Origin of the sequence: Mesotoga sp. UBA5557 (assembly GCF_002425715.1) — a bacterium.
Classification (GTDB): domain Bacteria; phylum Thermotogota; class Thermotogae; order Petrotogales; family Kosmotogaceae; genus Mesotoga.
Genome location: NZ_DIMV01000067.1, coordinates 13,610 through 37,299 on the forward strand (window position 1 = coordinate 13,610; position 23,690 = coordinate 37,299).

General features: G+C 48.0%; 23 protein-coding genes, 1 tRNA gene and 1 pseudogene. 8 read left to right on the forward strand and 17 right to left on the reverse strand.

Translation table 11 applies throughout. The features are described 5' to 3' along the window. Positions 1 to 2: 2 nt before the first annotated feature. From B3157_RS08960 to B3157_RS09000, 9 genes are all read right to left on the reverse strand, one after another. Positions 3 to 824 carry a bifunctional 5,10-methylenetetrahydrofolate dehydrogenase/5,10-methenyltetrahydrofolate cyclohydrolase gene (locus B3157_RS08960; RefSeq protein WP_214061412.1) on the reverse strand — a complete coding sequence of 274 codons (822 nt, stop codon included), beginning with the start codon at positions 822 to 824 and terminating at the stop codon, positions 3 to 5. Positions 825 to 834: 10 nt separating this feature from the next. Beyond that, positions 835 to 2,502, reverse strand: coding sequence for a formate--tetrahydrofolate ligase (locus tag B3157_RS08965; protein ID WP_103134109.1), 1,668 nt, complete (start codon positions 2,500 to 2,502; stop codon positions 835 to 837). A 10-nt stretch (positions 2,503 to 2,512) separates the two neighbouring features. Beyond that, positions 2,513 to 2,959 carry a transcription antitermination factor NusB gene (nusB, locus tag B3157_RS08970; RefSeq protein WP_099831092.1) on the reverse strand — a complete coding sequence of 149 codons (447 nt, stop codon included), beginning with the start codon at positions 2,957 to 2,959 and terminating at the stop codon, positions 2,513 to 2,515. A gap of 4 nt (positions 2,960 to 2,963) precedes the next feature. Further along, complete coding sequence (locus B3157_RS08975) at positions 2,964 to 3,428, reverse strand: Asp23/Gls24 family envelope stress response protein (protein ID WP_214078212.1); 465 nt, start codon at positions 3,426 to 3,428, stop codon at positions 2,964 to 2,966. 19 nt (positions 3,429 to 3,447) lie between these two features. After that, entirely contained in the window at positions 3,448 to 4,005 is a 558-nt protein-coding gene (efp, locus tag B3157_RS08980; RefSeq protein ID WP_099831094.1) for an elongation factor P, read from the reverse strand. Positions 4,006 to 4,026: 21 nt separating this feature from the next. Continuing rightward, positions 4,027 to 5,103: a M24 family metallopeptidase gene (locus B3157_RS08985; protein WP_292590166.1), complete on the reverse strand. Its 1,077-nt coding sequence runs from the start codon at positions 5,101 to 5,103 to the stop codon at positions 4,027 to 4,029. A 35-nt stretch (positions 5,104 to 5,138) separates the two neighbouring features. After that, entirely contained in the window at positions 5,139 to 7,592 is a 2,454-nt protein-coding gene (mutS, locus tag B3157_RS08990; protein ID WP_292590224.1) for a DNA mismatch repair protein MutS, read from the reverse strand. Positions 7,593 to 7,662: 70 nt separating this feature from the next. Beyond that, the gene (gene clpP / locus B3157_RS08995) at positions 7,663 to 8,280 is read right to left on the reverse strand and encodes an ATP-dependent Clp endopeptidase proteolytic subunit ClpP (RefSeq protein WP_099831096.1); all 618 of its coding nucleotides are present in this window, start codon (positions 8,278 to 8,280) and stop codon (positions 7,663 to 7,665) included. A gap of 8 nt (positions 8,281 to 8,288) precedes the next feature. Beyond that, the gene (locus B3157_RS09000) at positions 8,289 to 8,528 is read right to left on the reverse strand and encodes a DUF370 domain-containing protein (RefSeq protein WP_099831097.1); all 240 of its coding nucleotides are present in this window, start codon (positions 8,526 to 8,528) and stop codon (positions 8,289 to 8,291) included. A gap of 66 nt (positions 8,529 to 8,594) precedes the next feature. Here B3157_RS09000 and obgE point away from each other — a divergent pair, with 66 nt between their 5' ends. Genes obgE through B3157_RS09015 form a run of 3 tightly spaced genes read left to right on the forward strand, consistent with a single transcriptional unit; the run spans position 8,595 to position 11,404 of the window. Beyond that, entirely contained in the window at positions 8,595 to 9,914 is a 1,320-nt protein-coding gene (gene obgE / locus B3157_RS09005; RefSeq protein WP_099831098.1) for a GTPase ObgE, read from the forward strand. Then, complete coding sequence (gene nadD / locus B3157_RS09010) at positions 9,886 to 10,470, forward strand: nicotinate (nicotinamide) nucleotide adenylyltransferase (RefSeq protein WP_099831099.1); 585 nt, start codon at positions 9,886 to 9,888, stop codon at positions 10,468 to 10,470. Before obgE ends, nadD begins: the two co-directional genes overlap by 29 nt. Further along, positions 10,463 to 11,404, forward strand: coding sequence for a tRNA dihydrouridine synthase (locus tag B3157_RS09015; RefSeq protein WP_214061404.1), 942 nt, complete (start codon positions 10,463 to 10,465; stop codon positions 11,402 to 11,404). The genes nadD and B3157_RS09015 overlap by 8 nt, the downstream gene beginning before the upstream one ends. A 459-nt stretch (positions 11,405 to 11,863) precedes the next feature. Here B3157_RS09015 and B3157_RS09020 read toward each other — a convergent pair whose 3' ends face one another. The 5 genes from B3157_RS09020 to B3157_RS09040 all read right to left on the reverse strand — a co-directional run bounded on the left by B3157_RS09020 (position 11,864) and on the right by B3157_RS09040 (position 16,490). Then, a complete protein-coding gene (locus B3157_RS09020) occupies positions 11,864 to 12,568 on the reverse strand; it encodes an ABC transporter ATP-binding protein (protein ID WP_292590174.1) in 705 nt (234 codons plus the stop codon). Then, positions 12,561 to 13,334 (reverse strand): ABC transporter ATP-binding protein, encoded by a 774-nt coding sequence (locus B3157_RS09025; protein ID WP_292590175.1) that lies wholly within the window; start codon positions 13,332 to 13,334, stop codon positions 12,561 to 12,563. The genes B3157_RS09020 and B3157_RS09025 overlap by 8 nt, the downstream gene beginning before the upstream one ends. Continuing rightward, positions 13,321 to 14,367, reverse strand: a complete 1,047-nt coding sequence (locus B3157_RS09030) for a branched-chain amino acid ABC transporter permease (RefSeq protein ID WP_099831103.1) — start codon at positions 14,365 to 14,367, stop codon at positions 13,321 to 13,323. Before B3157_RS09030 ends, B3157_RS09025 begins: the two co-directional genes overlap by 14 nt. A gap of 5 nt (positions 14,368 to 14,372) precedes the next feature. Then, the gene (locus B3157_RS09035) at positions 14,373 to 15,260 is read right to left on the reverse strand and encodes a branched-chain amino acid ABC transporter permease (protein ID WP_099831104.1); all 888 of its coding nucleotides are present in this window, start codon (positions 15,258 to 15,260) and stop codon (positions 14,373 to 14,375) included. Positions 15,261 to 15,362: 102 nt separating this feature from the next. Then, positions 15,363 to 16,490 carry an ABC transporter substrate-binding protein gene (locus tag B3157_RS09040; protein WP_099831105.1) on the reverse strand — a complete coding sequence of 376 codons (1,128 nt, stop codon included), beginning with the start codon at positions 16,488 to 16,490 and terminating at the stop codon, positions 15,363 to 15,365. Positions 16,491 to 17,222: 732 nt separating this feature from the next. Between B3157_RS09040 and tdh the strand changes: the two genes are divergently transcribed. The 4 genes from tdh (at position 17,223) to B3157_RS09060 (ending at position 20,756) form a co-directional block, all read left to right on the forward strand. After that, positions 17,223 to 18,254: an L-threonine 3-dehydrogenase gene (tdh, locus tag B3157_RS09045; protein WP_180977961.1), complete on the forward strand. Its 1,032-nt coding sequence runs from the start codon at positions 17,223 to 17,225 to the stop codon at positions 18,252 to 18,254. Between the two features lie 22 nt (positions 18,255 to 18,276). Further along, positions 18,277 to 19,461 (forward strand): glycine C-acetyltransferase, encoded by a 1,185-nt coding sequence (locus B3157_RS09050; protein WP_102819226.1) that lies wholly within the window; start codon positions 18,277 to 18,279, stop codon positions 19,459 to 19,461. 71 nt (positions 19,462 to 19,532) lie between these two features. Continuing rightward, positions 19,533 to 20,501: a calcium/sodium antiporter gene (locus tag B3157_RS09055; protein ID WP_243392467.1), complete on the forward strand. Its 969-nt coding sequence runs from the start codon at positions 19,533 to 19,535 to the stop codon at positions 20,499 to 20,501. A gap of 105 nt (positions 20,502 to 20,606) precedes the next feature. Beyond that, positions 20,607 to 20,756 carry a hypothetical protein gene (locus B3157_RS09060; protein WP_292590178.1) on the forward strand — a complete coding sequence of 50 codons (150 nt, stop codon included), beginning with the start codon at positions 20,607 to 20,609 and terminating at the stop codon, positions 20,754 to 20,756. 20 nt (positions 20,757 to 20,776) lie between these two features. Here B3157_RS09060 and B3157_RS09065 read toward each other — a convergent pair. Both B3157_RS09065 and B3157_RS09070 read right to left on the reverse strand, forming a co-directional pair. Next, positions 20,777 to 20,878: pseudogene (locus tag B3157_RS09065) on the reverse strand (GNAT family N-acetyltransferase); the annotation flags it as partial. A 333-nt stretch (positions 20,879 to 21,211) separates the two neighbouring features. After that, positions 21,212 to 21,955, reverse strand: a complete 744-nt coding sequence (locus B3157_RS09070; protein WP_292590180.1) for a type 1 glutamine amidotransferase — start codon at positions 21,953 to 21,955, stop codon at positions 21,212 to 21,214. 49 nt (positions 21,956 to 22,004) lie between these two features. On the opposite strand from B3157_RS09070, the gene B3157_RS09075 reads away from it, so the two are divergent. Beyond that, positions 22,005 to 22,092: transfer RNA gene (locus tag B3157_RS09075), tRNA-Leu, on the forward strand. Positions 22,093 to 22,191: 99 nt separating this feature from the next. Here B3157_RS09075 and hutH read toward each other — a convergent pair. After that, positions 22,192 to 23,676 carry a histidine ammonia-lyase gene (gene hutH / locus B3157_RS09080; protein WP_292590181.1) on the reverse strand — a complete coding sequence of 495 codons (1,485 nt, stop codon included), beginning with the start codon at positions 23,674 to 23,676 and terminating at the stop codon, positions 22,192 to 22,194. Positions 23,677 to 23,690 lie beyond the last annotated feature (14 nt).

The following is a 23,690-nucleotide window of genomic DNA, read 5'->3' on the forward strand; positions in this document are numbered from 1 at the left end:
TGCTAAGACTCCAATCTTTCAAGGGATTTTGTGTAGTGCCTGAACAAGAGCGCCGTCGTTACGCTGCCCACTCCTCCGGGAACAGGGGTTATCGCTGCCGCTATCTGGCTGACTTCATCGAAGTCAACGTCTCCAACCAGCTTGCCGTCAACAAAGTTGATTCCCACATCTATTACAATGCCCCCGGGCTTGATCATCTCTCGATGCACGAATTTCGCTATTCCAACGGCACTAACCACTATATCGGCGTTGAAAGTCTTTTCGGAGATGTCCCTGCTCCTCGAGTGGCAAACGGTAACCGTACCGTCTACACCTTTTTTGAGAAGCAGCAGTGCCAGAGGCTTTCCGACCGTGTTTGATCTTCCAACAATAGTTATGTCCCTGCCTTTGACTTCGATTCCGTAGTAACTCAGAATCTCCATCACGGCCTCGGCAGTTGGAGGAGCGAAAAACTCCTCGTCGTTGATTATTCCGCCGAGGTTCGATACCGTCCGACCCTCCAGATCCTTTCCCGGATCGAGAGCGGCCAGAACCGCCTTTTCATCGGCGTTTTTAAGAGGATGCATAACCATTATTCCCGCAACGCTTTTGTCGTTGTTCATCTTCGAGATCTCTTCGATGGGATTGATCCCGCTGTCGTGAACAATGACCTCTATGCCGAGTTTTTCCCCCTGCTTCTTTATTGATCTCATATACGACTTGTTAGAAGCATCGGGCTCATCGCAGAAGAGAACGAGCGAAGGAAGATTTCCCGCTCTCTCTTTGATCTTCTCTTTGACATCAGAATAAATACTCTCTGAAACGATCTTTCCATCAAGTATCATCTTCATCACCTCAAAAGAGCCCGCTGATCTTTCCGTCTGCGTCGATATCTATGTGCTTCGCGTTGGGATCCTTCCCGAGTCCGGGCATCAGCATTATCTTGCCGGCAACCACAACTATGAATCCGGCACCTGCCGATAGATTGAGATCTCGTACTTTGAAAGTGTAGCCTTCCGGCGCTCCAAGCTTTTTATCATCGTCAGAAATTGAGTACTGGGTCTTGGCGACGATTATCGGAAGACGGTCGAGACCCTTCTTCTTAAAGAGCCTGAGTTTGCTCTTAGCCGCTGGTTCAAGATCTACTCTTCCGGCTCTGTAGATTTCCTTTGCAAGTTTTTCCAGCCTTTCCTCAAACGGAGCTTCCATTGGTATCAGGGGCTTGTAGCTATTGGGCTGATCAATGACCTCAAGTAGCTTCTTTGCGAGATCGATTCCACCTGCACCGCCCTCGGCCCACACTTTCGACAATTCGTAAGGTATGGAGTCAGCCTTGCATAGAGCGTCAAACGTTTCCCTTTCCTTCGCCGTATCTGTTGGGAATTCGTTTAGAGCCACAACTACAGGGATCCCATACTTTCTGAGGTTTTCGAAATGAACCTTGAGATTCTTGAACCCATAGTTCAGGCTCTCGATATCTTCTTCCTGGATTTCGTTCTTGGAAGCACCTCCGTTTAGCTTCAGCGCTCTGATCGAAGCAACGAGAACCACTGCGCTTGGATTCAGGTCGCCGACCTGACAGACGAAGTCAAGGAATTTCTGTGCGCCTAGATCCGCTCCGAAGCCTGCCTCGGTAATCACATAATCGGAAAGCTTGAGAGCCATCTTTGTGGCAGTCAAAGTGTTTGTTCCGTGAGCGATGTTCGCGAACGGGCCTCCGTGAACGAAAGCCGGAGTTCCTTCAAGAGTCTGAACTAGGTTCGGATCAAGAACGTCTTTGAGTAGAGTTGCCATCGCGCCCTGGACGTCCAAATCCTCAACTGTTATGAACTCTCCGTCGTAACTTCTAGCCACAATGATTTTCGAGAGGCGCTCTTTCAGGTCAACGAGGTTCTTCGAAAGGCAAATGATAGCCATGATCTCAGATGCGGCGGTTATTACAAATGAATCTTCTCTGGGATAGCCGTTTGCCGAACCGCCTAGCCCCACGATGATCTGCCTGAGAGCCCGATCGTTCATGTCCATTGTTCTCGGCCAGTATATCTGCGTCGGATCTATTTTCAACTCATTCTTGAAGTTAATATGTGCATCGATAACAGCCGAAAGAAGATTATGTGCCATCGATACCGCGTGAAAATCTCCTGTGAAGTGCAGATTGATTTCTTCCATCGGAAGCACCTGAGAGTAGCCGCCTCCGGCAGCCCCTCCCTTGATTCCCATTATCGGTCCAACGGATGGTTCTCTGAGAGTTACGAAGGTCTTCTTACCGATCTTGTTTAGTGCCATTGCCAGACCCACAGAAGTTGTCGTCTTTCCTTCACCTGCGCTTGTTGGACTTATGGCCGTAACAAGAACCAGCTTTCCATCAGGTCTATCCTGCAGCTCATTGAGGTATAGGTGAGAGATTTTCGCTACGTACTTTCCAAATCTCCTCAAGTGTTTGTCGGGAATCGAAATCGATGAGGCAACTTCGTCAATCTCCCTCAGTTCTGCTTTTTGTGCTATCTCCAGATCGGTCAGCATGGTCTCCTCCTCATAAATGCTTTTTCTCTGTTGATGCGCACTCCCGAGCAATTCTGTCGAGAACGCCGTTTACGAATTTCCCGCCCTGCTCCGAACCGTACTTCTTGGCGATGTCGATCGATTCGTTAAGTGTCACCTCAATTGGTATCTGGGGTTCATAAATGATCTCATACGCTCCAAGCCTAAGGACGTTCTTATCGATCGAGGCAAGTCTCTCGAATGTCCAGTTCATAAGGTGTTTTCGTATCACTTCGTCAATATCGCTTCGATACTTCAAGATGCTCTCGAAGTACTTACGTGTTCTCAACTTCATTTCGTCTTCCATCGAGAAGAAGCTCAACTCCCTTTCGAGGTAATCAGATGAAGTCTCCACGTCTTCGTTGAAGTCATACTGATAGATCGCACTGAAAACAATTTCCCTCATTCTTCGTCTGCTTCTATTTAGACCTGCCTTCACGTCTTCAAACCTCTTTCTTTTTCTCTTCGTCTTCAGGCTCTTCCGCTTCAGTCGCTTCTGGTTTCATCTCTTCCGGTTCAGGTTTTGCTTCGCTCTTTTCGAGCTCTTCTTCCTCAATGACCACTGGTTTTTGGGCCTCTTCAAAGACATCTTCGATAGTGATGGAAACGTCTTCAACCTTTATGCCGCTGAAGCTTTCAACATCGTTTTTCAGCTTCTCCTGCATCTTTCTGGCATATGAGGGTATAGAGACACCGTACTTGATCTTTGTGTTTACTGATATCTTGACAGTCTTCGTACCGTCGACCTTTTCGTCGAGGTCGATATCTACCGTAGACTTGGCTTCTTTTCGTGCTTTGGCTTCCTTAGGATCGAATTTCAGAAATTCAATGTAGGAGTGAATAGCGATATCCCGGATCACTGCCTCCGAGATCTCGATTCTGCCGAGATCAGTCTCTTCAAAATCCATAATTCTCCCTCCTTTCTCCTTATGCTCTCTCGATGTATTCGCCGGTTCTTGTGTCTACTCGAATCAACTCACCGTTTTCGACAAAGAATGGAACCGTCACCTTGAGCCCCGTTTCCAGAACGGCCGGTTTGCCGCTTCCCGAAACCGTGTCGCCTTTGTAAGCGGGAGCGGTGTCTTTCACCTCCAGAACCACAGTGTTCGGAAGAACAATACCTATCGGCCTATCTTCATGGAACTGAAGATCCACCACTTCATTCTCCTTTATGTAGTCCAGGGCATCTCCCATCTCGTCTAAACCAATTGTATACTGCTCAAATGTTTCGAGGTCCATGAAGTGGAACATCTCATCCTCCGAGTAAAGGTACTGCACATGTCTGAATGAAAGCGCCGCTTCCTCCACTTTCTCGCTTGCCTGGAACGTGAATTGCCTAACGAGGCCGGTCTTGATGTTCTTCATCCTCGTCCGAATTATCCCGTCTCCTCTTCCCATTGAGTGCTTATTTGCTTCAGTCACGATGTAGATATCTCCATCAATGATAAGAGGCGTTCCTTTTCTAATCTTTCCAACTTCTATCATCTAGAAGCCACCTCCGGATTGCTAAAGAATCTTCAACTCTCTATCTAGATTTGTCAGAACTTCTACTCCGCTTTCACAAAAATAACAATCGTCTTCTATTCTAACCCCAAATTTGCCGGGAAGATAGATGCCCGGCTCTATTGTAATGACCGCTCCGGCCGGGATAGGATTACAGTTCTTAGGAGAAAGCCCCTGGCCATCGTGAGTGTCCATTCCCAGACTGTGGCCCAGGCCGTGACCGAAGTAGTCGCCATAACCCGCCTCTCTAATTATACTTGCTGCAACTTCGTGTATCTGGCTTCCTATAACCCCTGCCTTTGAGGCGTTCTTAGCTTCTGTTTGCGCTTTGAGAACCACTTCATAAACCTTCACCATTTCGTCAGACGGTTCCCCTATACTGTAAGTTCTTGTAATATCCGAGTTGTAGCCGTCTACCCTTGCCCCGTAGTCGATCAAGAGAAAATCGCCTTCCTGGAGAGTTCTATTGGACGGTCTGCCGTGAACTATTGCGCTTCTCGGTCCGCTGCCCACTATCGTCTCGAAGGCAAGGTAGCCTCCTCGCTTCCTGATCTCATATTCGAGTGTCGCACATACTTCTTCCTCAGTCCTTCCCGGACGAATGAAGTTGAAAGTCTCTGTAAGCGCATCTTCGGCGATCTTGACTGCCAGTCTCATCTTCTCGACTTCCTCCGGAGACTTTACCATCCTAAGATCCTTGAGAATACTGTCTGCGGGTTCAAGTTCGACGCCTAGCTGGGAGAAGACTCGCTTGTAAAGACCATAGCTGATCGTCTCTTCCTCAAATCCCACACGGCTGGCTCCATCTTTGGCCAGCGTCGCCTGAATTACGTCTTTGAGTTCGTCGCCATTGTTGAAAGGGATCAGCTTGAAGTGCGTTTCAATTTCGGCTTGAGTGAAGTACCTCGAATCAGTCACTATGTACTCGCCCCTCGGGGTCACAATAAGAACTGAGAAAGAGCCGGAAAACCCGGATAGATACCAGGAACTGGAGCGATTGCTGGACTCCATGTTGTAAAGAACAAACCCGTCAAGCTTGCTTTCTCTAAGCTTTTCTCTAAACCTTTCGATTCTCGACATGCCCAACCTCCGGAATGCAGAATGTCTTATCAGCATCAGAATAGAGTGATCTGATTTCTGTTCATCTTTCCTTTCTTTGATTGCCTTATCTCCTTGAGATCTTCGGCTGTCAATACCCTGACCGCTTTGTCCAGGGCAGACTGCTTGGAGATCACCTTCAAAATCTCTTTTGCCCTGGAGAGAACTGCCTCGGGAATTCCTGCAAGCTTGGCAACCTCTATTCCGTGGGATCTGTTTGCAACTCCGTCCACAACTTTGTGGAGAAATACTATTCCTTCTTCGGTTTCAACTATGCGGACAGTCTTGTTCTTGATGCCCGTGTACATATTAGAGAGTTCGGTTAGCTCCGTGAAATGAGTGGCGAATATCGTGTGACATCCCACCGCCTCGTATATGAACTCTGAAACCGCCCATGCTATTGAAATACCGTCAAAGGTGCTTGTTCCCCTGCCCACTTCGTCCAGGATCACCAGGCTGTCTTCCGTCGCCTTGGAGAGGATCGTTGCCGTCTCCATCATCTCTACTAGAAAAGTCGATTTCCCGCTTGCCAGTTCGTCCCTTGCACCGATTCTTGTGAAGACCCTGTCATAGATTGATAGCATCGCATCATCTGCAGGCACAAAGGAGCCGATCTGAGCCATGATCGAGAGCAGGGCAATCTGCCGTATGAAAGTGGATTTTCCGCTCATGTTCGGTCCTGTTACAATGAAGAAATTCTCTGTACGGCTCATGGATATGTCATTAGGCGTGAAGTCAGCCACAAATTTCTCTACAATAGGATGTCTCGAACTAGAAACCTTCACTTTTCCATGCTCTGAAAAGCGGGGGCGAGAATAGTTGTTTCTTCTTGCTACAGATGCCAGCGACTGAGAAGCGTCGATTTCAGATAATACCAGCGCTACACTCTTGAATCTCTCCAGTGAACTAGCAAGCTGTAAACAGACACTCGAAAAGAGAGTTTTTTCGAGTGTCTCTATCTTTTCGTTTGCGCTCAGTATCTTGTCTTCAAACGACTTGAGTTCCTGTGTAATATATCTCTCGGAGTTCACAAGAGTCTGCTTCCTGGTATAGCTCTCGGGGACCTTGTTAGTCTGACTCTTCGGGACTTCGAGGAAGTAACCGAAGACTTTGTTGAACTTGACCTTCAGAGAAGAGATTCCCGTTGCTTTTCTTTCACTAGCTTCGATCGCCTTCATCCTCTCAACCGAGTTGTCAAGGAGATCTCGAAGGACGTCCAGTTCTTCGTTGAACCCCATTCTGATTACATTTCCTTCTCCAGCTGTTGAGGAGGGTTCATCCATGATGCTGCGCTGAAGAAGATCGAGCTCTTCAGGAAAGAGTTCGACCCGGTCGCTCAGTCTTTCAAGAGCCGGTTCGCTCGAGAGTAGCTCCTTGATAAAGGGTAGCACCGAGAGGGAGGTTCTAAGTGACTGCAGGTCTCTTGGTGCGGCCTTCTCTATTGAAAGTCTGGTGCTTATTCTCTCGATATCGAATACATGCTGCAGATATTCTCTGAGTTCATTTAAAAGCCGGCGATCCGAATTTAGCGCTTGAACAGTGTCCAGCCTTTCCTCGATTCTATTCTTGTCGACAAGGGGCGAAAACAGCCACCGTCTCAGCCTTCTTCTTCCCATTGCAGTAACAGTTTCATCAAGTATCTCGAAGAGCGAACCCTTTCTTTCGAGCTTGAAGAGATTCAGGTTTTCGATAGTGGAAGCATCGAGCTGCATAGAGTCGGACTTTCTGATAACCCTTGGAAGCGAAAGATGTCTCATGGGACCGAGATTGATCGACTCAAGGTACTTGAACAGAGCTCCGAGAACCTCGATCTGAGTATCATCCAGTTCGAGATGATCGATAGCGACTATCGAATAGAACTCTTTGATGTAATTAATGCTCGAAGAAAGTGCAAAATGCCAGTCTTCGACTATCTCTACCATTGCAAACGATGCCGACGAAATCTCCTTCTTCAGGTTCTTCAGACTTTCCTTCAGTAGTATTTGAGACGGCCCGATAGCTGCGATAGAGTCCTTCAACGAGACGATGTCGTCGGCGCTTGAGAGGAGTACCTCGCCGGTAGATACGTCTGCCGTTGCCAGAACGAAGTTCTCTTCGGCTTTTCCAATAGAGACAATGTAGTTGTTTGCATTTTCGGGTAGTAACTCGTCTTCTACAAGAGTTCCAGGAGTAACTACCCTGGTAACCTCTCTCTTCACGAGTCCCTTCGCAAGCGCGGGATCCTCTGTCTGCTCGCAAATCGCAACCTTGTAACCCGCTTCCACAAGCTTCTTGAGATAGCCGTTAACTGAGTGGTAGGGGACGCCCGCCATCGGCACCCCGTTTCTTGAAGTTAGAACTATCTGCAGTTCATTTGAAACTAGCTTAGCATCATCGAGAAAAGTCTCGTAGAAGTCACCAAGCCTAAAAAGAACCAGACAATCCTTGTAATTTCTCTTGACTTCAAGGTATTGTTTCATCATCGGTGTCATTTCGGCCACTTTATCCACTCCGGATACATCAAAAGCCGGCGCTCAGCGCCGGCCGGTTAATCTCTCTCTATCATTCTTCTGCTTTTTCTTTCGTCTTTTGTTCGATTACCTTGTCTATCATCCCATACTCAACAGCTTCGGCAGAACTCATGAAGAAGTCTCTGTCGGCATCTTTCTCTATCTTCTTTATTGATTGTCCAGTGTGTTTGGCAAGGATTTTATTCAGTTCGTCCCTCAGGTAAAGAATCTCCTTCGCCCGGATTTCGATGTCTTTGGCTACTCCCTCTGCACCACCGAAAGGCTGGTGAATCATTACCCTTGAGTTAGGTAGCGCAAATCTCTTTCCCTTTGTTCCTCCGGCAAGCAATATCGCGCCCATCGAGGCTGCCATCCCAATGCAAATCGTAGAGATGTCGGGCTTTACATACTGCATTGTGTCGTATATCGCCAATCCGGAAGTTATCGAACCACCCGGGGTGTTTATGTATAGACTTATGTCCTTTTCGGGGTCTTGAGATTCAAGGAAGAGGAGTTGAGCCACGACTATATTTGAAACTTCATCATCGATGGGCCACCCGAGAAACACTATTCTTTCTGAAAGCAGTTTAGTGTAAATATCAAAGATTCTTTCACCCCTCCCTCTGTCTTCAACTACGTAAGGGACGAAAGGTGCCATGTTTATGTCCATAAAGCCTCCTAATTATTGAAGAGTTTTTCTATAATTCTCTTTGGCGGAAGAAAGGAGAAAATTACGTGACCGCTGTCTGTTATCAATACGGCCTTCGTTCTCTTTCCGAAAGTCAGGTTGACGATCTTGCCTGTCTCCATGCCGAGCTGCTTAAGACGACGAACAGCTGAGCTTTCGATAGGAAGAACGGCGAGAATCCTATCCCTTACAACAAAGGACTCGAAACCGACGTTGACAACGTGATCCACTTCTACTTTCCTCCTTTCAATAACAATGTTATTATAACATAATGGAGATACGGCGGAGGTGTTCCAGTGCTAGCTAACGATCAGGAAAGTCTCGTTGACACGGGGCGCATATACGTTAAGGCAGGAGATGGAGGAAATGGTTCAGTTTCCTTCAGAAGAGAGAAGTACATACCCTTTGGAGGTCCTGACGGCGGCGATGGCGGCAGGGGTGGCCATGTCTTTCTCAGATCGACCAATTCAATAAACACGCTCTATGAATTCAAACGCAAGAAGAAATTCATCGCTCAAAGCGGGGAGAGCGGTCACGGTTCAAATATGGCCGGAAAGAAGGGAAAGGATCTGGTTATAAGAGTGCCCGTTGGGACGATTGCATATGACGCGGAGAGTGGAGAGATCATTGCCGACCTTTGCAATCCCGGTCAAATCGTTGCGATTGCCAGAGGCGGAAAGGGTGGAAGGGGCAATGCGAGGTTCGTCTCTTCAACGAATCAGGCGCCCAAGGCAGCAGAAAACGGTGAACCTGGAGAGGAACTCTTTGTTCGGCTGGAGCTGAAGATTCTGGCTGATGTTGCACTGGTCGGGTTCCCAAACGTCGGAAAATCGACGCTCATTTCCGTTATGTCGAATGCTAGACCGAAGATAGCAAATTATCACTTTACAACCCTCTCGCCCAATCTCGGAGTTGTCATGGCAAATGACGAACAGGGATACATAGTGGCAGACGTTCCGGGTTTAATCAAAGGAGCACATCAGGGTGTCGGTCTCGGCCACAGCTTTTTGAGGCACATTGAGAGATGCAAGACTATAGTTCATCTCCTGGACATCTCTGAGAGCGAGGGAAGAGACTTCCTTCAGGATTATGACGATATTCGGTACGAGCTTGAATTCTACAAGAAGGAGCTGGCCGATAAGCCCGAGATAGTAGTTGCAAACAAGTGCGATCTTCTTCCTCAAGAAGAACGTGAAAACAAGCTGGAGATATTCAGGAAGAAGATCGGCAAAGATATTATTCCAATCTCGGCTGCTACTCGCGAGGGAGTCAATGCGTTGAAAGAGACGATCTGGAAAAACGTTGAAAGCGATCATTCCTACTTGTCGTCGATGAAGGTTGAAGAAGAGCTTCCATTGCCCCAGGTCGAACCGGTTGTGCTTACCGCTCCCTATCCGGAAGACTTCAGAGTTGAGAAAGATTCTGAAGGCAGATATGTTGTTCTTGGACCGGCCGTTGATTTCTACACGAGAAAAATCAGAGCTTTCAAATACAGGGACCGTTTCATAATGGACAAGCTGGAAAAGGGAGGACTCTCTTCAAAACTTAGGAATGCGGGGATTGAGGAAGGAGACACTGTAGTTATTGATGACAAAGAATATGTGTTCAAAGATTAAGATAGGCATCTTCGGAGGTTCTTTCGACCCGGTTCATATGGGACATGTGGCTGTAGCGACTCGGGCGATCGAGAAACTACGGCTTGAGAAGCTTTATGTTATTCCAGCGTACATTCCTCCTCACAAAGTTTCCAGTACGGTTGCACCATACGACCTGAGAAGATCTTGGCTCAAGAAGGTTTTCTGTGAAGTCGAGCAAGCGTGTGTGTCTGATTATGAAAGAGAAAGGGGAGGAATCTCTTATTCACTCTTCACGGTCAGGCACTTCGCAGAGGTTCATGGCTGCAAACCGTTTCTCGTTATCGGCGAGGACAGCTTAGTTACTCTGGAGAGTTGGTATGAATACAAAGCTCTACTGAACGAAGCGACAATAGTGGTTTATCCGAGAAGTGAAGGCAGTGTGGACTTGCCCTCCGTCGAGAAAGTTGTCTGGCTGGACGCACCTCGTTTCGACTTATCATCGACTGAGATTCGGAAGAAGATTGTGGAAGGCAAGTCGATTGAAGGGTTGGTTCCCGATTCAATTCTGGACGAGGTAACGACTTACTATGGATAAGCAAATCGGTCTCTCTCCCATGGCTGGATATACGGATGAGGTAATGAGGCAGCTTTCGCTCGAATGGGGAGCGGATTTTGTTTTCAGTGAGATGATTAGCGTAGAAGGTGTCCTAAGGGGATCGGGAAAAACAGACGAGATAATCCCGTCAGCCCCTACGAGAATACAGCTCTTTGGTTCATGCGTATCGAGAATGGCGAAGGCAGCCGCCCGGCTTAACGGCATAGCGACCTGGATCGATATTAACGCCGGCTGTCCTGTAAGAAAAGTAACGAGAAGAGGCGCAGGGAGCGCCTTGCTAAGAACACCTGAAAAAATCGCTAAGATGATTGTCGCACTGAAAGAGACGATCGATATTCCTGTTTCAGTCAAGATAAGACTCGGCATCGAAAACATCGAAACGGAAGCGATCATCTACCCGATATTGAAAGCAAAACCCAAAGCGGTCTTCATTCACGGCAGAACCGTATCGCAAGGCTATTCGGGGGCAGCGAATTGGGAAGAGATCGAGCGTATCACCCAGATTCTTCATTCGGAAGGCATTCTCTCTTACGGTTCTGGCGATATGTATAGCCCTGAGGCGATCGCAAAGGCTTTGAGACAGTATTCGGTAGATGGCGTTGTCGTTGCGAGAGGAGCGATCGGCAATCCCTGGATCTTCAGACAGGCGAGAGACCTCATTGAGTTTGGCTCATACGATAATCTCACGCTTCCCGAAAGACTCAATTACTTTCTTATACACTTCGGAAGGCTGGCCGAGGCGGTTGGTGAAGAACAAGCCGTCAGAGATCTTAGGAAATCATTTGCCGGTTACACACGGAACATAAGGCATGCATCGAATCTCAGAAGTGAATACATGAAGTGCAACTCTCTCTCAGAAGTCAAGGAACTTTTCAGAAATTACATTCCAGAGCGGCAACTTTCCAAATATTGACTCCTTATTCAAGAAATTCAAATGCTTATTGTGTTTCAAGATCTGCTTAGCACCGCACGCTGCCCGCTTGCAAAGTCGGGATAAGGAGAATTTCACGAGGCAGTGAAGGTTTTCGCCTATGATGCGGCCACTTGCCCGGGAAGATGAATTCAAGGCATTGCTGTTGCGTTGAGTTCTAGAAATGGCGATACTCACTTACTGTCCGTTTTGAGAAAGCGTGAAGAGCTCGGCGGTGAATACGGGTTGGCTGGAGTGCGGCCCAAAGTTATCTGTGCTCTGTATTCGATCTGCCTGATAAAGGACTCCCTTGTTCTTAAGCAGCTGTTGTTAGTTTCTCGCTTCTAAACTTCAGCTCGGCTACGAGCATTTCGTTTCCTCGGGTTGTCTAATCGATCTCTCACAACTGATCGTATGCCGGACATCTTCCGAAAGAGTGTTAGTTGTCGAATACAAGCTTTACTAACCTCCAAGGTATGATTTTTTCACAAGGTCGTTGTTAAGCAATTCCTCTCCTTTCCCTTCAAGGACGACCCGTCCCGTTTCAAGTACGTAGGCATAATCGGCCAGCTTCAGTGCACCGAGGGCATTCTGCTCGATCAGGAGAATCGTCTTACCCTCTTCGTGAACTTTTCGAATTACCTTGAATACTTCGCCGACTATTACTGGAGCGAGTCCAAGCGATGGCTCGTCGAGCATAAGAAGATCCGGTCTAGACATCAGCGCCCTGCCTATGGCAAGCATCTGCTGCTCACCACCCGAGAGAGTTCCGCCCTTTTGATCCTTTCTCTCTCTCAGTATTGGAAAGAGAGTGTTCACCCATTCAAGATCCCTTTCGATTTCTTCAGAGTCTTTTCTTTGAAATGCCCCAAGCATAAGGTTCTCGATCACCGTGAGGTTCGGAAAGATTCTTCTTCCCTCAGGGACCAGAGTCATTCCTGCCCTCACGATTTCATTTGTGGACTTGTTTGTAATACTCCTTGACTTGAAGACTATCTCGCCATCTTTCACTTTCTTGAGGCCGCAGATGCTTCTCAGAGTTGTCGATTTTCCGGCCCCGTTCGCACCGATAAGCGCGACGATCTTCCCTTCCTCAACGTTGAAAGAGATTCCCTTCAGAGCATGGATGCCTCCGTAATACACGTTTAAGTTCTCTACCCTAAGCATACAAATCACCCGTTCCGAGATAGGCGGTTATTACATCAGGATTGTTCTGAATTTCCTCTGGAAGCCCCTTTGCGATAGTGACGCCGTGATCAAGGACGATAATCCGCTCGCATATGGTCATGACAAGGCTCATGTCGTGTTCAATCAACAGAATCGTCTGCTGAAAGTCCTTTCGAATTCTAAGGATCAGAGCCGCCAGGGCAAGCGTCTCTTCCGGGTTCATCCCCGCGGCCGGCTCGTCCAGCAATAACACTCTCGGTTGCGTCGCTAGAGCTCTGGCAATTTCGAGTTTTCTCTGAAGGCCGTAGGGAAGAGATCCGGCCAGGTCTCGCTCATACTTGTCTAGGCCAAGTGTCTTGAGCAGGGCTCTTGCCTTGCCGTGCATCTGCACTTCTTCACTCCTGTATCCCGGCAGCCCAAAGACGGCAGAAATAACAGAGGACTTCAGGCGCAGGTGGCAGGCCGTAAGCACATTCTCCAGAACTGTCAGCTCTCCGAAGAGGCGGATGTTTTGGAATGTTCTAGCGATACCGGCTGCGGTGATTCTATCTGTCTTCATTCCGGTGATGTCTTTTCCGTCGAGGAGAATCCTGCCTTCGCTTACGTAATATGTATTTGTTATTAGATTGAACACAGTTGTCTTGCCGGCTCCATTAGGTCCTATAAGTCCTACCAGCTCTCCCTCCTGAAGATCGAGATTGAAATCCGAGACCGCAGTGAGTCCGCCGAATCTCTTAGTTACTTGTTCAAGTTTAAGCAGACTCATCTGCATTCCTCCCTCTTGATCTGAATATCCATTCCCATGTGAACTCTTTGTGGCCAAAAAGGCCTCTTCTGAAGAAGATCACAGTAATTACGAGGATCAGAGCAAAGATCAGCATCCTCATGCCGGAAATCCCGGGTATCGTGAAGCCAAATATCGTCATGGGCGATTCCACGAACCTGAGCAGTTCCATCAAGAAGGCAACCGAAATGCCCATCACAACACTTCCGGTTATGCTTCCAAGCCCTCCTAGAAGGACAATCATAACAATTTGAAAGGTCAAGGAGATGTTGAAAGAATTCGGATCGATTGTCATCAGCAGACTGCCGAGTAGTCCGCCTCCAATTCCAGCGAAGAAAGCGCCGATGACGAAGGCCATAGTTTTGTGTTTGAAGAGATTCACTCCCATTGCTTCCGCCGCAACTTCATCCTCTCTTATTGACTTCAGCGCTCGACCGTAGCTACTGTCCACCAGCTTCTTTATGAAGAAGATCGTGAACAATGCCCAACCCCAGCTCCAGTAAAGATTTGTATAGGTGGGAAGTCCTTTCAGGCCCAGTGGTCCGTTAGTAACACTCTGGAGGTTGTTGAGTATTACGCGAATTATCTCTGCAAAGCCATAGGTTACTATGGCAAGATAATCTCCTCCGACTCGAAGGCACGGAGCTCCAACAGCGAAGCCCGCAATGGCCGCAACAGCACCGCCAACAAGTAGTGCAAAGAAGAAGGGAATCTCTATTTCGCTTAACGGCCATATTATCGGTTGTATGAAGAAGTTCATTGCCTTTAGAGATGGCGACATGTACAGTAACGCCGAGGCGTATGCGCCAAGAGCCATGAAACCCGCGTGGCCCAAAGAGAACTGACCGGTAAAGCCGTTTATAAGGTTGAGACTGACTCCCAGTATCACGTAGATAGCCGCAACATTCAAGATTCTCTTGATGAAAGCATCGATATAGTTCTCGGCAAGCCAGAGCAACATAATGAAGATCAGAAGACTAACTATGGTTAAGACCAACTTCATTCTGCGATCCATATAACTCACCTACTTGTCTTCTCGCCGAACAAACCCGTTGGCTTCACAAGAAGAATCATGACGAGAAGAACGAAGATTATAGCGTCTCTGTAACCTGCCGCCTCGGGGAAAAAGGCGACCAGCAGAATCGTAACCATGCCAAGCATTAATCCACCGACAAGAGCACCCACAATACTTCCAATTCCTCCGATTATCGCTGCAGTGAAGGCCCTCCAGCCAGGGAAGACTCCCATGAAAGGCCATATCTGTGGGTATCTGAGAGCCCAGAGAATTGCACTAAGTGCCGCGAGTGCCGAACCTATCGCAAATGTGAATGCGATTGTTCTGTCTACGTTTATTCCCATTAGCTTGGCTGTCTCGAAGTCTACAGATAGGGCTCTCATAGCCAATCCCATTTTCGTACGCTTGACCAGAAATGTTAGCAGAAGGAGTACTACTATTGAAACCACAATAGTAGTTATGGTTATCGCCTGAATTCTGACTCCACCAATAATGAATGTCCTGGTCAGTGATGGAGGCACATAGAAGGCCTTCTGCCTTCCGCCGAAGACAACCGTGGCAATGTTCTGGAGAAGAAAGGACATACCTATTGCAGCACAGAGCGATGAGATTCTTGGTGCGTCTCTCAATGGTCTATATGCAACACGCTCTATCCCGACTCCCAGCAAGATAGTCGCGATTATACCGAACAGAACCGCCAGCCACCAGGGCATCATGAACAAAGTGAAGCCGTAGAAGACAAAGAAGGTAGCCATCATGAATACATCTCCGTGAGCAAAGTTAACGAGCTTGACTACTCCATAGACGAGAGTGTAGCCGATAGCTATAAGTCCGAATATGAAACCCAATGAGATTCCGTTAACAAGGTGCTGCAAAAAAACGCTAGAGCTCATCCTGCCACCACCTTTAGCTTAGCTGCCGCCCTTAGTAAGGACGCAGGCATTGGCCTGCGTCCGATACCTCCGATACCTGGAAAATCAATGTCTTGGCCTCATCTATTGGACTGGTTTTACAACACTTACAAACTTGAAGACTCCATCCTCGACTTTTCTAACAATCGCATCCTTAACCGCGTCGCCGTTCTCGTCTATTGTTATGTACCCCGTCACTCCTTCGAAATTCACAGTTGCGCTCAGAGCGTTCTTAATATCCTCAGGAACAGCCGAATTCGCCCTGATAATAGCGTCTACAGCCAGCATGAACGCATCGTATCCCAGAGCGGAAAAGGCGCTCGGTTCGACTCCGTACTTGGCCTTGAAAGCTTCTATAAACTCGGCGGCTTTTGGCGTCGGTGCTACTGCTACGTCGAAGTGTGTGCTGAAGTAGCTGCCTTCGACGGCTGCACCGCCAACCTGCAGGAATTCGGGGACTTCCCAAGTATCTCCGCCCAAGAACTGAGACTCAATTCCCAGTTCGCGAGCCTGCTTAATGATGAGCGCCGCCTCTCCATAAGAAGCAGCAGGTATGAAGATTACATCTGGGTTTTTACCCTGGGCGTATGCCAGTTGAGCAGTGAAGTCCTGGTCACCCGTCTGATAAGAGATGACACCGCTGATCGATTTGTTGTCTCCAGTAAGTGCCTTGAAGGAATTCTGGAAGTAGTGCGAGAGTCCAACCGAATAGTCTGAAGCGATGTCCTGAATGATCACAGCCGTCTTCGCGTTGAGTTCATCAACAGCGAATTTCGCCATTACGCTTCCCTGGAATGGGTCAATGAAACAGACCCTAAAAACATAAGGCTTCCCTAAAGTAACCAGCGGGTTGGTCGGTGAACATCCTATCATCGGTACCTTTGCAGCATTTGCCACTTCACTGCCGGGTATTGCAACGGCACTTCCGTAACTACCGATGATTACCGATGCCTTGTTGAACTGGATCAGCCTTGAGACGGCGTTTGATGCTTCCACCTTCTCACTCTTGTTGTCGACAAGAACCAGCTCGATCGGTCGGCCAAGAACTTCTTTTACCTGCTCGGCGGCGAGAGTAACGCCTTCCATGGTAAGCTGGCCTCCGGCTGCGTAAGGCCCAGTCATAGGTTCGAAGACGCCAATAACGATCGGGTCAACTGCAAACAACACAAATCCCAGAAGCAGAACTACGGCTAGAACGAGAATTTTCTTCACTTGCCTCACCTCCACAATTATGATCGTCTAGAGCCGAAGCTACCCCAGAATAATCAATAGTTACTCAAAGCACAGCTTAAGCATTAACATATTAGACTTGTCAGCTATGCAGAATGAGAGTAACAAATGGGTGCGAATCAAGACTGCAGCAGTGGGCTTCATCACAAACCGGTACCCGATCACTAACTCAGGACAGAGTAGGGCATGTAATACTCATTAGATTAAAATAAAACATAACACTGCACTACTCGAAATGATAATACCATGTGAAGTAATAATGGCCTCTTCTCAAAAAACGCCTTTATTGGTCAATTGGAGCGAAGAAACCTGATAATCGGTTTCTATCTATCTGGAAACCAAAGACAAGCAGTCACAGATCACTAACGTTTTTGTTATGAATCGAGTAAGATAAAGAATTGGGAGAGATTGTTCCGTACTCTTTTTTTGAAGACTGCCGGCAAATAGTTTCAACAGTCCCTGAACAGAGTTCACTATGATAATGATCGGTCTATTGTCCTTTGTGTTTTTGTCCGGCCTCTTCATGTGGAAGCCATGTTCTCTCATGTTTTCTATTCGGTAAGCTATAAGAAGGATTAAACAAGTCGAGCGCCGTCAACATCATCAATTGGTTTTAGATGACCGGCGGTGAGTTTTCTGAAACCCAAACCTTAACTTACAATTGGAATGTAGAGTTTTGAATGAAAGGAGGGAATTTTGTTGGAATCGGATACTATGGTTGCAATATTGAAGGAAAGGCGGGAGCCGGGCCTGACGCTGAAAAGGGTTCCGGTCCCGCGTGAACTCGGTCCGCACGACGTACTTGTGAAGGTCAAGCGCGCTTCCATTTGCGGGACCGATCTTCATATTTACGACTGGGACAAATGGTCGCAGGAGAGAATCAGGCCGCCTCAGATAGGAGGGCATGAATTTACCGGAGAGGTCGTAGACATTGGCGGAGAGGTCTCATCAGTTTCTGTCGGGGATTCTGTAGTCTCGGAAACCCATATTCCTTGCCAGAAATGTCTTCAATGCAAGACCGGGAAGATGCATATCTGCAAAGACATGGAGATCCTCGGTGTTCATAGAGATGGGGTATTCGCTGAATATGTTAGGGTACCGGAAGTGGTTTTGTGGAAAGTCGATCCTTCGATTCCTCTGGAGTATGCATCGATTATGGAACCATTTGGAAACGCAATCCACACTGCGCTGGTAACGGATCTCACTGGAAAGAATGTCTTGATCACCGGTGCCGGACCGATAGGCGTTATGGCAGTTGCAGTGGCGAAGGTTTCCGGAGCGGCACAGGTTATTGTGACGGAGATAAAAGAGTTTAGAAAGGGCCTGGCAAGAAAGATGGGAGCGGACACAATAATCGATCCCACAAAGGAAGACGTCCCTTCGAGAGTCAGGTCGATAACCGAAGAAAACGGAGCAGATGTTTTTCTGGAGATGTCCGGCAATTCAACCGCCTTTGAGCAGGGACTTCGAAGTCTTACGAACGGAGGCGTTGTCTCGCTGCTAGGGGTCTTTCCAGGTGATGTGTCATTTGATATAAACGGCCTGTTCACTTTCAAGGGCTTAACTATGTACGGCATAACAGGAAGAAAGATGTTTGAGACCTGGCAGGTGGCGACTCAATTGCTCAAGAACAAGAGGATCGACCTTTCTCCGGTTGTCACACATATTCTTCCAGCTGAGAGATTCGAAGAGGGATTCGACGCGATGAAGAAGGGAATTTCTGGAAAAGTTGTCCTCGAATTCTGATTGGTTTTACGGAGGTGTTTAGATGTTTGACTTTAATGTACTCAAGCAGGAGATGGAAGAGCTAGAAGAAAAGGGTTTGCTGGTGAAGATCAGAACACTGGAATCTCCCCAGGGCGCCTGGCTGAATATCGAGGGGAAAAAGGTCCTCAACATGTGCTCAAACAACTATCTCGGGCTATGTTTTGATGAAGAGCTTAAGGAAGCCGCGATCGACGGTGTCAGAAAATGGGGTGTCGGGCCTGGAGCTGTAAGATCGATCGCCGGGACACTTCAATTGCACAATGACCTTGAAAAGGAGCTTGCGGCTTTCAAGAGAGTTGAATCTACACTAGTCGTCCAATCCGGTTTTAATGCAAACCAGGCGGTGATTGCCCCGATCGTATCCGAAGAAGATGCGATTCTCTCTGACGAACTTAACCACGCCAGCATAATCGATGGAGTAAGGCTTGCAAAGGCCAAAAGATATGTATGGAAGCATAAAGATGTAAATGATCTGGAGACTCAACTGAAAAAGGCCGAGTCCGATGGGGCAAGGAGAAAGCTAGTAATAACTGACGGCGTCTTTTCGATGGACGGTGATCTTGCTCCGCTGCCTGCAATCGTCGAAAAGACGAACAAATACGGTGCGATTCTGATGGTTGACGATGCTCACGGCGAAGGCGTCCTTGGGAGCCACGGGAGAGGAATAGTCGACCACTTCGGATTGCATGAAAGCGTGGATATTGAAGTCGGAACTCTTTCTAAGGCCTTTGGTATAGTCGGAGGATTCGTTGCTGGCAAGAAGACTCTGATCGATTACCTGAAGCAGAAGGCGCGCCCGTTTCTCTTCAGTTCATCCCTCTCTCCGGCCGAAACCGCTGCGGCAATAGCGGCCGTCAGGAAACTCTCTTCATCCGATGAGTTGGTCAGGACTCTCTGGAATAACGCGGATTACTTCAAGGACCAGCTGAAAGCGTTGGGGTTTGATACGGGGCATACCGAGACACCCATAACTCCTGTGATGCTCTACGATGCAAAGCTTTCCGCAGCGTTTTCCAGGAGGCTCTTTGAAGAAGGGATATTCGCAAGTTCTATCGGTTTTCCTACTGTCCCGAAAGGAAAGGCAAGAATAAGAGTCATGATAAGTGCCGCTCACTCAAGAAAGGATCTCGATTTTGCGGTTTCAAAGTTCGAGATGATCGGGAAGGAACTCGCTGTCATAAAGTAAGAACCTTTCCTTCACCGAAACTGAATATAATGGTCTTGTTGCGGCGACGGATGCCGCTGCTTTTCGTGGAGGTGTGGCCGTTGTTTATAGCCCTACTGATGCTAGCCGCAGGTTTTATTTTGCTGATCAAGGGAGCCGATTTTCTTATAGATGGATCTGTGGCGATTGCCAAGAATCTCGGGATTTCTGAATTGCTTATCGGACTGACCATTGTCGCTCTAGGAACTTCCGCACCGGAGCTTGCGGTGAGCGTTCAGGCAGCCGTCAAGGGCTCCGGAATCGCTCTCGGTAACGTTCTCGGATCTAATATCGCCAACATGGCGCTAATCCTCGGAGTCGCGGCTTTCTTGACGCCTCTTGGCGTAAGCAAGACAACTATGAGCTATGAAATACCATTTGTGATATTGATCACTGTTGCAAGCGGAGCATTGATACTTGGAAATGGCAACGGTCTTCAGCGAAGCGACGGAATAGTGTTGACTACTTTCTTTGTCATCTTTATGATGTATGTGTTCGCAATGGCGAAGAGAGACAGAAAGATCTCCGACATTGTTGAAGTAGAAGGAAAGAGAGACATAGAGCTCTTTGAGAAGTATCCGGTACTTGCCTGGCTGGCAACTATCGGGGGAACGGCCGGTGTAATTATCGGAGGTAATCTTGTGGTTAACGGGGGATCGTCGATAGCTCGCGTTTTCGGAGTCAGCGATATGGTTATAGGAACGACTATTGTTGCCTTTGGGACGTCTCTTCCGGAGCTTGTAACCACTGTTGCGGCGGGGAAGAAGAACCGCAGTGATCTCGCCATAGGAAATGTGGTGGGATCGAATATCTTCAACTTGCTTCTTGTTCTGGGAGTTTCGGCAACGATATCGCCTATATTGGCCCACAGGTCTCTCGTTGTCGAAATCTCTTTTGCACTGGGACTCTCCATAGTTCTGCCGTTGCTTCTGCTCAGAACAAAAAGACTTGACAGGCCAAAAGGTGTTCTGCTGATGATTATCTACTGTGCATTCATCGTATCGACAATAATTAGCGGCTGATGAAGGGCTGCTGAGAGATTTACATACATGATGCGAGGTGCGACCAATCCCGACAACTGCAGACAAGACCAGAAGCGAGAAGACTCTCTAGGACGCTAGCCCTATATGAAGAAGATAGTGGAATTCCATGCGGAACTCGTGGTTCTCGATATCTCTATTTGTGTAGCAGGCAGTGTCGAACCCGGTCAGCTCGAATCCATACTTGAGGTAGAAAGAGATCGCGGGAAAGTTGCTGCTTTGAGTTTCCAGTACTAGACGTCTCAATCCCTTTTCTTCTATTTTGCGGTATTCATAAGTTCCGTGCCAACGCCTGTCCGTCTATACTCCTTCCAGACAAGGATGTCCCAGATACGGAGAGAATCGTTCCATTCTCGGAAAGAGCAAAAGCCCCAGCTCCTTACCGTTTTCGTGAGCGCTTAAACAATGGGCGACGCCTTGAATGGTTCTTTTATATTGTGGGCAAAGCCTTTTATGTATTGGGCTGAAAATCTCTTAACGGAGGTTTGAATCGTCCATATGCCGCTTTACGTTCTATTGAAAGGTCAAAGTATCTATCACTTGAATACTCATACCTTACAACTCTCCCGGAGAGTGATTAGGGATTGACTTCTCTTATCTCCATCTCTCCGCACTCCTCCCCATTTGCAAAATCTCTGGCCGGACAAAACGGAATTCATTTGACCATTAAGGACTTGCCAATCGTCGAAAGGTCAGTAGGGGAATACTCTTCTTCTATCCGTCGGCAGCGGCGGGTCTTCGATAGTGGCTTTTGCCAGTTCTGCAAAGTTCTTTATGAGCTTCCAGCCTGGCGGGTTACCGAGGAAACCTGCCTGGGTTTCCGGATGAAATTGAACGCTGTAGATCTCCTTTTCTTTGTGTTTGATCATTTGAATAGGGGTTACGTTCCCCCTAGCAAAGAGTTCGAATTGATCTGGAATCGAGGCGACGGCGTAGGCATGATTCTCCCATACGAGAAGGCTTCCGTCAAAGCCCTCGAGAACCCTGTCCTCTTTCACAAAACTTACTTCGTGCCAGCGGCGCTCCTCACTGTAATATAGAACGGAACCGTACACTCTCGAGACTATCTGATGACCCAGACAAATACCAAGTATCGGGACTTCGCCCCTCAGTATTATTTCTCCGCCCTGATAGACCTTATTGTTCCAGTCGATGTAGTTCCTCATTGAATCGCCGCCTGCAATAATAACGCCTGCGTATTCGTTTTCATCTTCGGGAAGCTCATCGTTGAATATCTTGAAGATCCTGTACCTGATACCCTGTTCCGCAAGCGAACGCTCTATCGGTGATAGCTTGGCTTCATATGCCGGGTCGTTCAGAAAGAGGGCAACGACTCCTCTATTATCGTACGAAGCAGTAAGCATAGTTGGAAAGAAACATGCAAAGATAACCAGTGCAAACAAACGTATAATTGACTGAGCAGTCTCTTCCTTCATTGACTCTTGACACCTCTCACAGCGAATGATAAACTACTATTTGTGCGATGCCGGGGTGGTGAAATTGGCAGACACGCATGATTCAGGTTCATGTGGGCATACCGCCTGTGCGGGTTCAAGTCCCGCCCCCGGCACCAAGAATTCCACGAGAGGACGATTATCCGTCCTCTTTTTTCTGGAATTAGCGTGCAATTAAAACTTTTCATCGATAATTCCTTCTATGAAAACCAATCTACTTATAGACCGGCCCTCTTAAATAGAAGTTCTCTTACACTTGAAAACTCCGTTCCAAAATAACGATCCTCTCTGTGATCGGGAACGATGCCTGCAATCTCTTCAAACAGCTGCTCTATAACAGAACCGGACTTCCTGGGATGTCGAAACGACAGAGCTCTGAATGCGAGAAGCGCCTCAATAGAGATAAGGGTCGCAACGTTGTCCAGTATCGACCAGAGTTTTCTTGCTCCCCAGGCTCCCATGCTCACATGGTCTTCCTGGAAGCCGGATGTGGGAATCGAGTCGGCAGAGGCCGGATGCGCAAGGGTCTTGTTCTCTGAAGCCAGTGCCGCAGCCGTGTACTGCCAGATCATGTATCCGGAATTGAGACCTTCTTCTCCGTTTGTCAGAAAGGCGGGCAGATCATTTAGCTTTGGATTTACGAGTCTGTCTATTCTTCTCTCAATCATATTACCGAGGTCTGTAAGAGCTATTGAGAGGAAGTCTGCCACTAGAGCTACGGGCTCCCCGTGGAAGTTGCCTCCGGAAATCGCGTCCCCGTTTTCGAATATCAAAGGATTATCGGTCGCCGAGTTGATCTCGGTCTCAAGGACGGTTTCTGCGTATTCGATGGTATCCTTCACCGCTCCGTAAACCTGAGGGATAGTCCTGAGCGTGTATGCGTCCTGAACTCTATCGCAATCGAGATGAGAAGTCCTTATCTCACTTCCCTCGAGAGACTCTCTAAGCTTTTTCGCAACATATGTCTGACCGCGATGAGGTCTTGCTTTGTGAACTCTCTCGTCAAATGGAGAGGTACTGCCCATCAGCGCATCGACGGACATCGCAGCTACAAGGATAGCTTGATCGAGTAGCCTCGACGCAGTATAGGTTGAGCACCCGGCCAATCCGGCCATCAGGGCGGTTCCATTCAGAAGGCTGAGGCCTTCTTTGGCCTTCAAAACAAGCGGTTCAAGGCATTTGCTGGCAAGAGCCTGCGAGGAAGAAACGAGCTTTCCGTCAACGAGGCAGTCCCCCTCACCAATAAGCGTCATCGCTATATGTGCCAAAGGGGCAAGATCGCCGCTCGCTCCAACGGAACCCTTTGCCGGGACAATCGGTACGATTCCATTATTTAGCAGATCGAGAATTCTCTGAACCACACACTTTCTAACTCCTGAATAGCCCTTCAGGAGTGAATTGGCTCTAACCAACATTATCGCTCTGACATGTTCTTCTTTCAGTGGTTCGCCCACTCCGGCCGCGTGAGAGAGAACGATATTTCTCTGCAGTGCGTCCAGGTCTTCCGGGGAGATCCGATGATCGGCCATAACTCCAAATCCCGTATTCACGCCGTAAATCGTCTTCTTCATGCTATTCGTTTCCAGAGATTCTCTTCTTTCATCGAGGAGTTTGGCAGAGAGTTCATTGATTGAGCAGAACTCATTTCCGAATGCTACATTGTAGAGACCAGAGAGTGTCAAATGTTCTCCATCGATTTGCACCTACCCACCTCCAG

Coding starts and splice junctions, on each gene's coding strand:
- B3157_RS08960 (WP_214061412.1), bottom strand. CDS start 824: ATGATACTTGATGGAAAGATCGTTTCAGAGAGTATTTATTCTGATGTC.
- B3157_RS08965 (WP_103134109.1), bottom strand. CDS start 2,502: ATGCTGACCGATCTGGAGATAGCACAAAAAGCAGAACTGAGGGAGATT.
- B3157_RS08975 (WP_214078212.1), bottom strand. CDS start 3,428: ATGGATTTTGAAGAGACTGATCTCGGCAGAATCGAGATCTCGGAGGCA.
- efp (WP_099831094.1), bottom strand. CDS start 4,005: ATGATAGAAGTTGGAAAGATTAGAAAAGGAACGCCTCTTATCATTGAT.
- B3157_RS08985 (WP_292590166.1), bottom strand. CDS start 5,103: ATGTCGAGAATCGAAAGGTTTAGAGAAAAGCTTAGAGAAAGCAAGCTT.
- mutS (WP_292590224.1), bottom strand. CDS start 7,592: ATGACACCGATGATGAAACAATACCTTGAAGTCAAGAGAAATTACAAG.
- clpP (WP_099831096.1), bottom strand. CDS start 8,280: ATGGACATAAACATGGCACCTTTCGTCCCTTACGTAGTTGAAGACAGA.
- nadD (WP_099831099.1), top strand. CDS start 9,886: ATGACAAAGAATATGTGTTCAAAGATTAAGATAGGCATCTTCGGAGGT.
- B3157_RS09015 (WP_214061404.1), top strand. CDS start 10,463: ATGGATAAGCAAATCGGTCTCTCTCCCATGGCTGGATATACGGATGAG.
- B3157_RS09020 (WP_292590174.1), bottom strand. CDS start 12,568: ATGCTTAGGGTAGAGAACTTAAACGTGTATTACGGAGGCATCCATGCT.
- B3157_RS09025 (WP_292590175.1), bottom strand. CDS start 13,334: ATGAGTCTGCTTAAACTTGAACAAGTAACTAAGAGATTCGGCGGACTC.
- B3157_RS09030 (WP_099831103.1), bottom strand. CDS start 14,367: ATGGATCGCAGAATGAAGTTGGTCTTAACCATAGTTAGTCTTCTGATC.
- B3157_RS09035 (WP_099831104.1), bottom strand. CDS start 15,260: ATGAGCTCTAGCGTTTTTTTGCAGCACCTTGTTAACGGAATCTCATTG.
- tdh (WP_180977961.1), top strand. CDS start 17,223: ATGGTTGCAATATTGAAGGAAAGGCGGGAGCCGGGCCTGACGCTGAAA.
- B3157_RS09050 (WP_102819226.1), top strand. CDS start 18,277: ATGTTTGACTTTAATGTACTCAAGCAGGAGATGGAAGAGCTAGAAGAA.
- B3157_RS09060 (WP_292590178.1), top strand. CDS start 20,607: ATGAAGAAGATAGTGGAATTCCATGCGGAACTCGTGGTTCTCGATATC.
- B3157_RS09070 (WP_292590180.1), bottom strand. CDS start 21,955: ATGAAGGAAGAGACTGCTCAGTCAATTATACGTTTGTTTGCACTGGTT.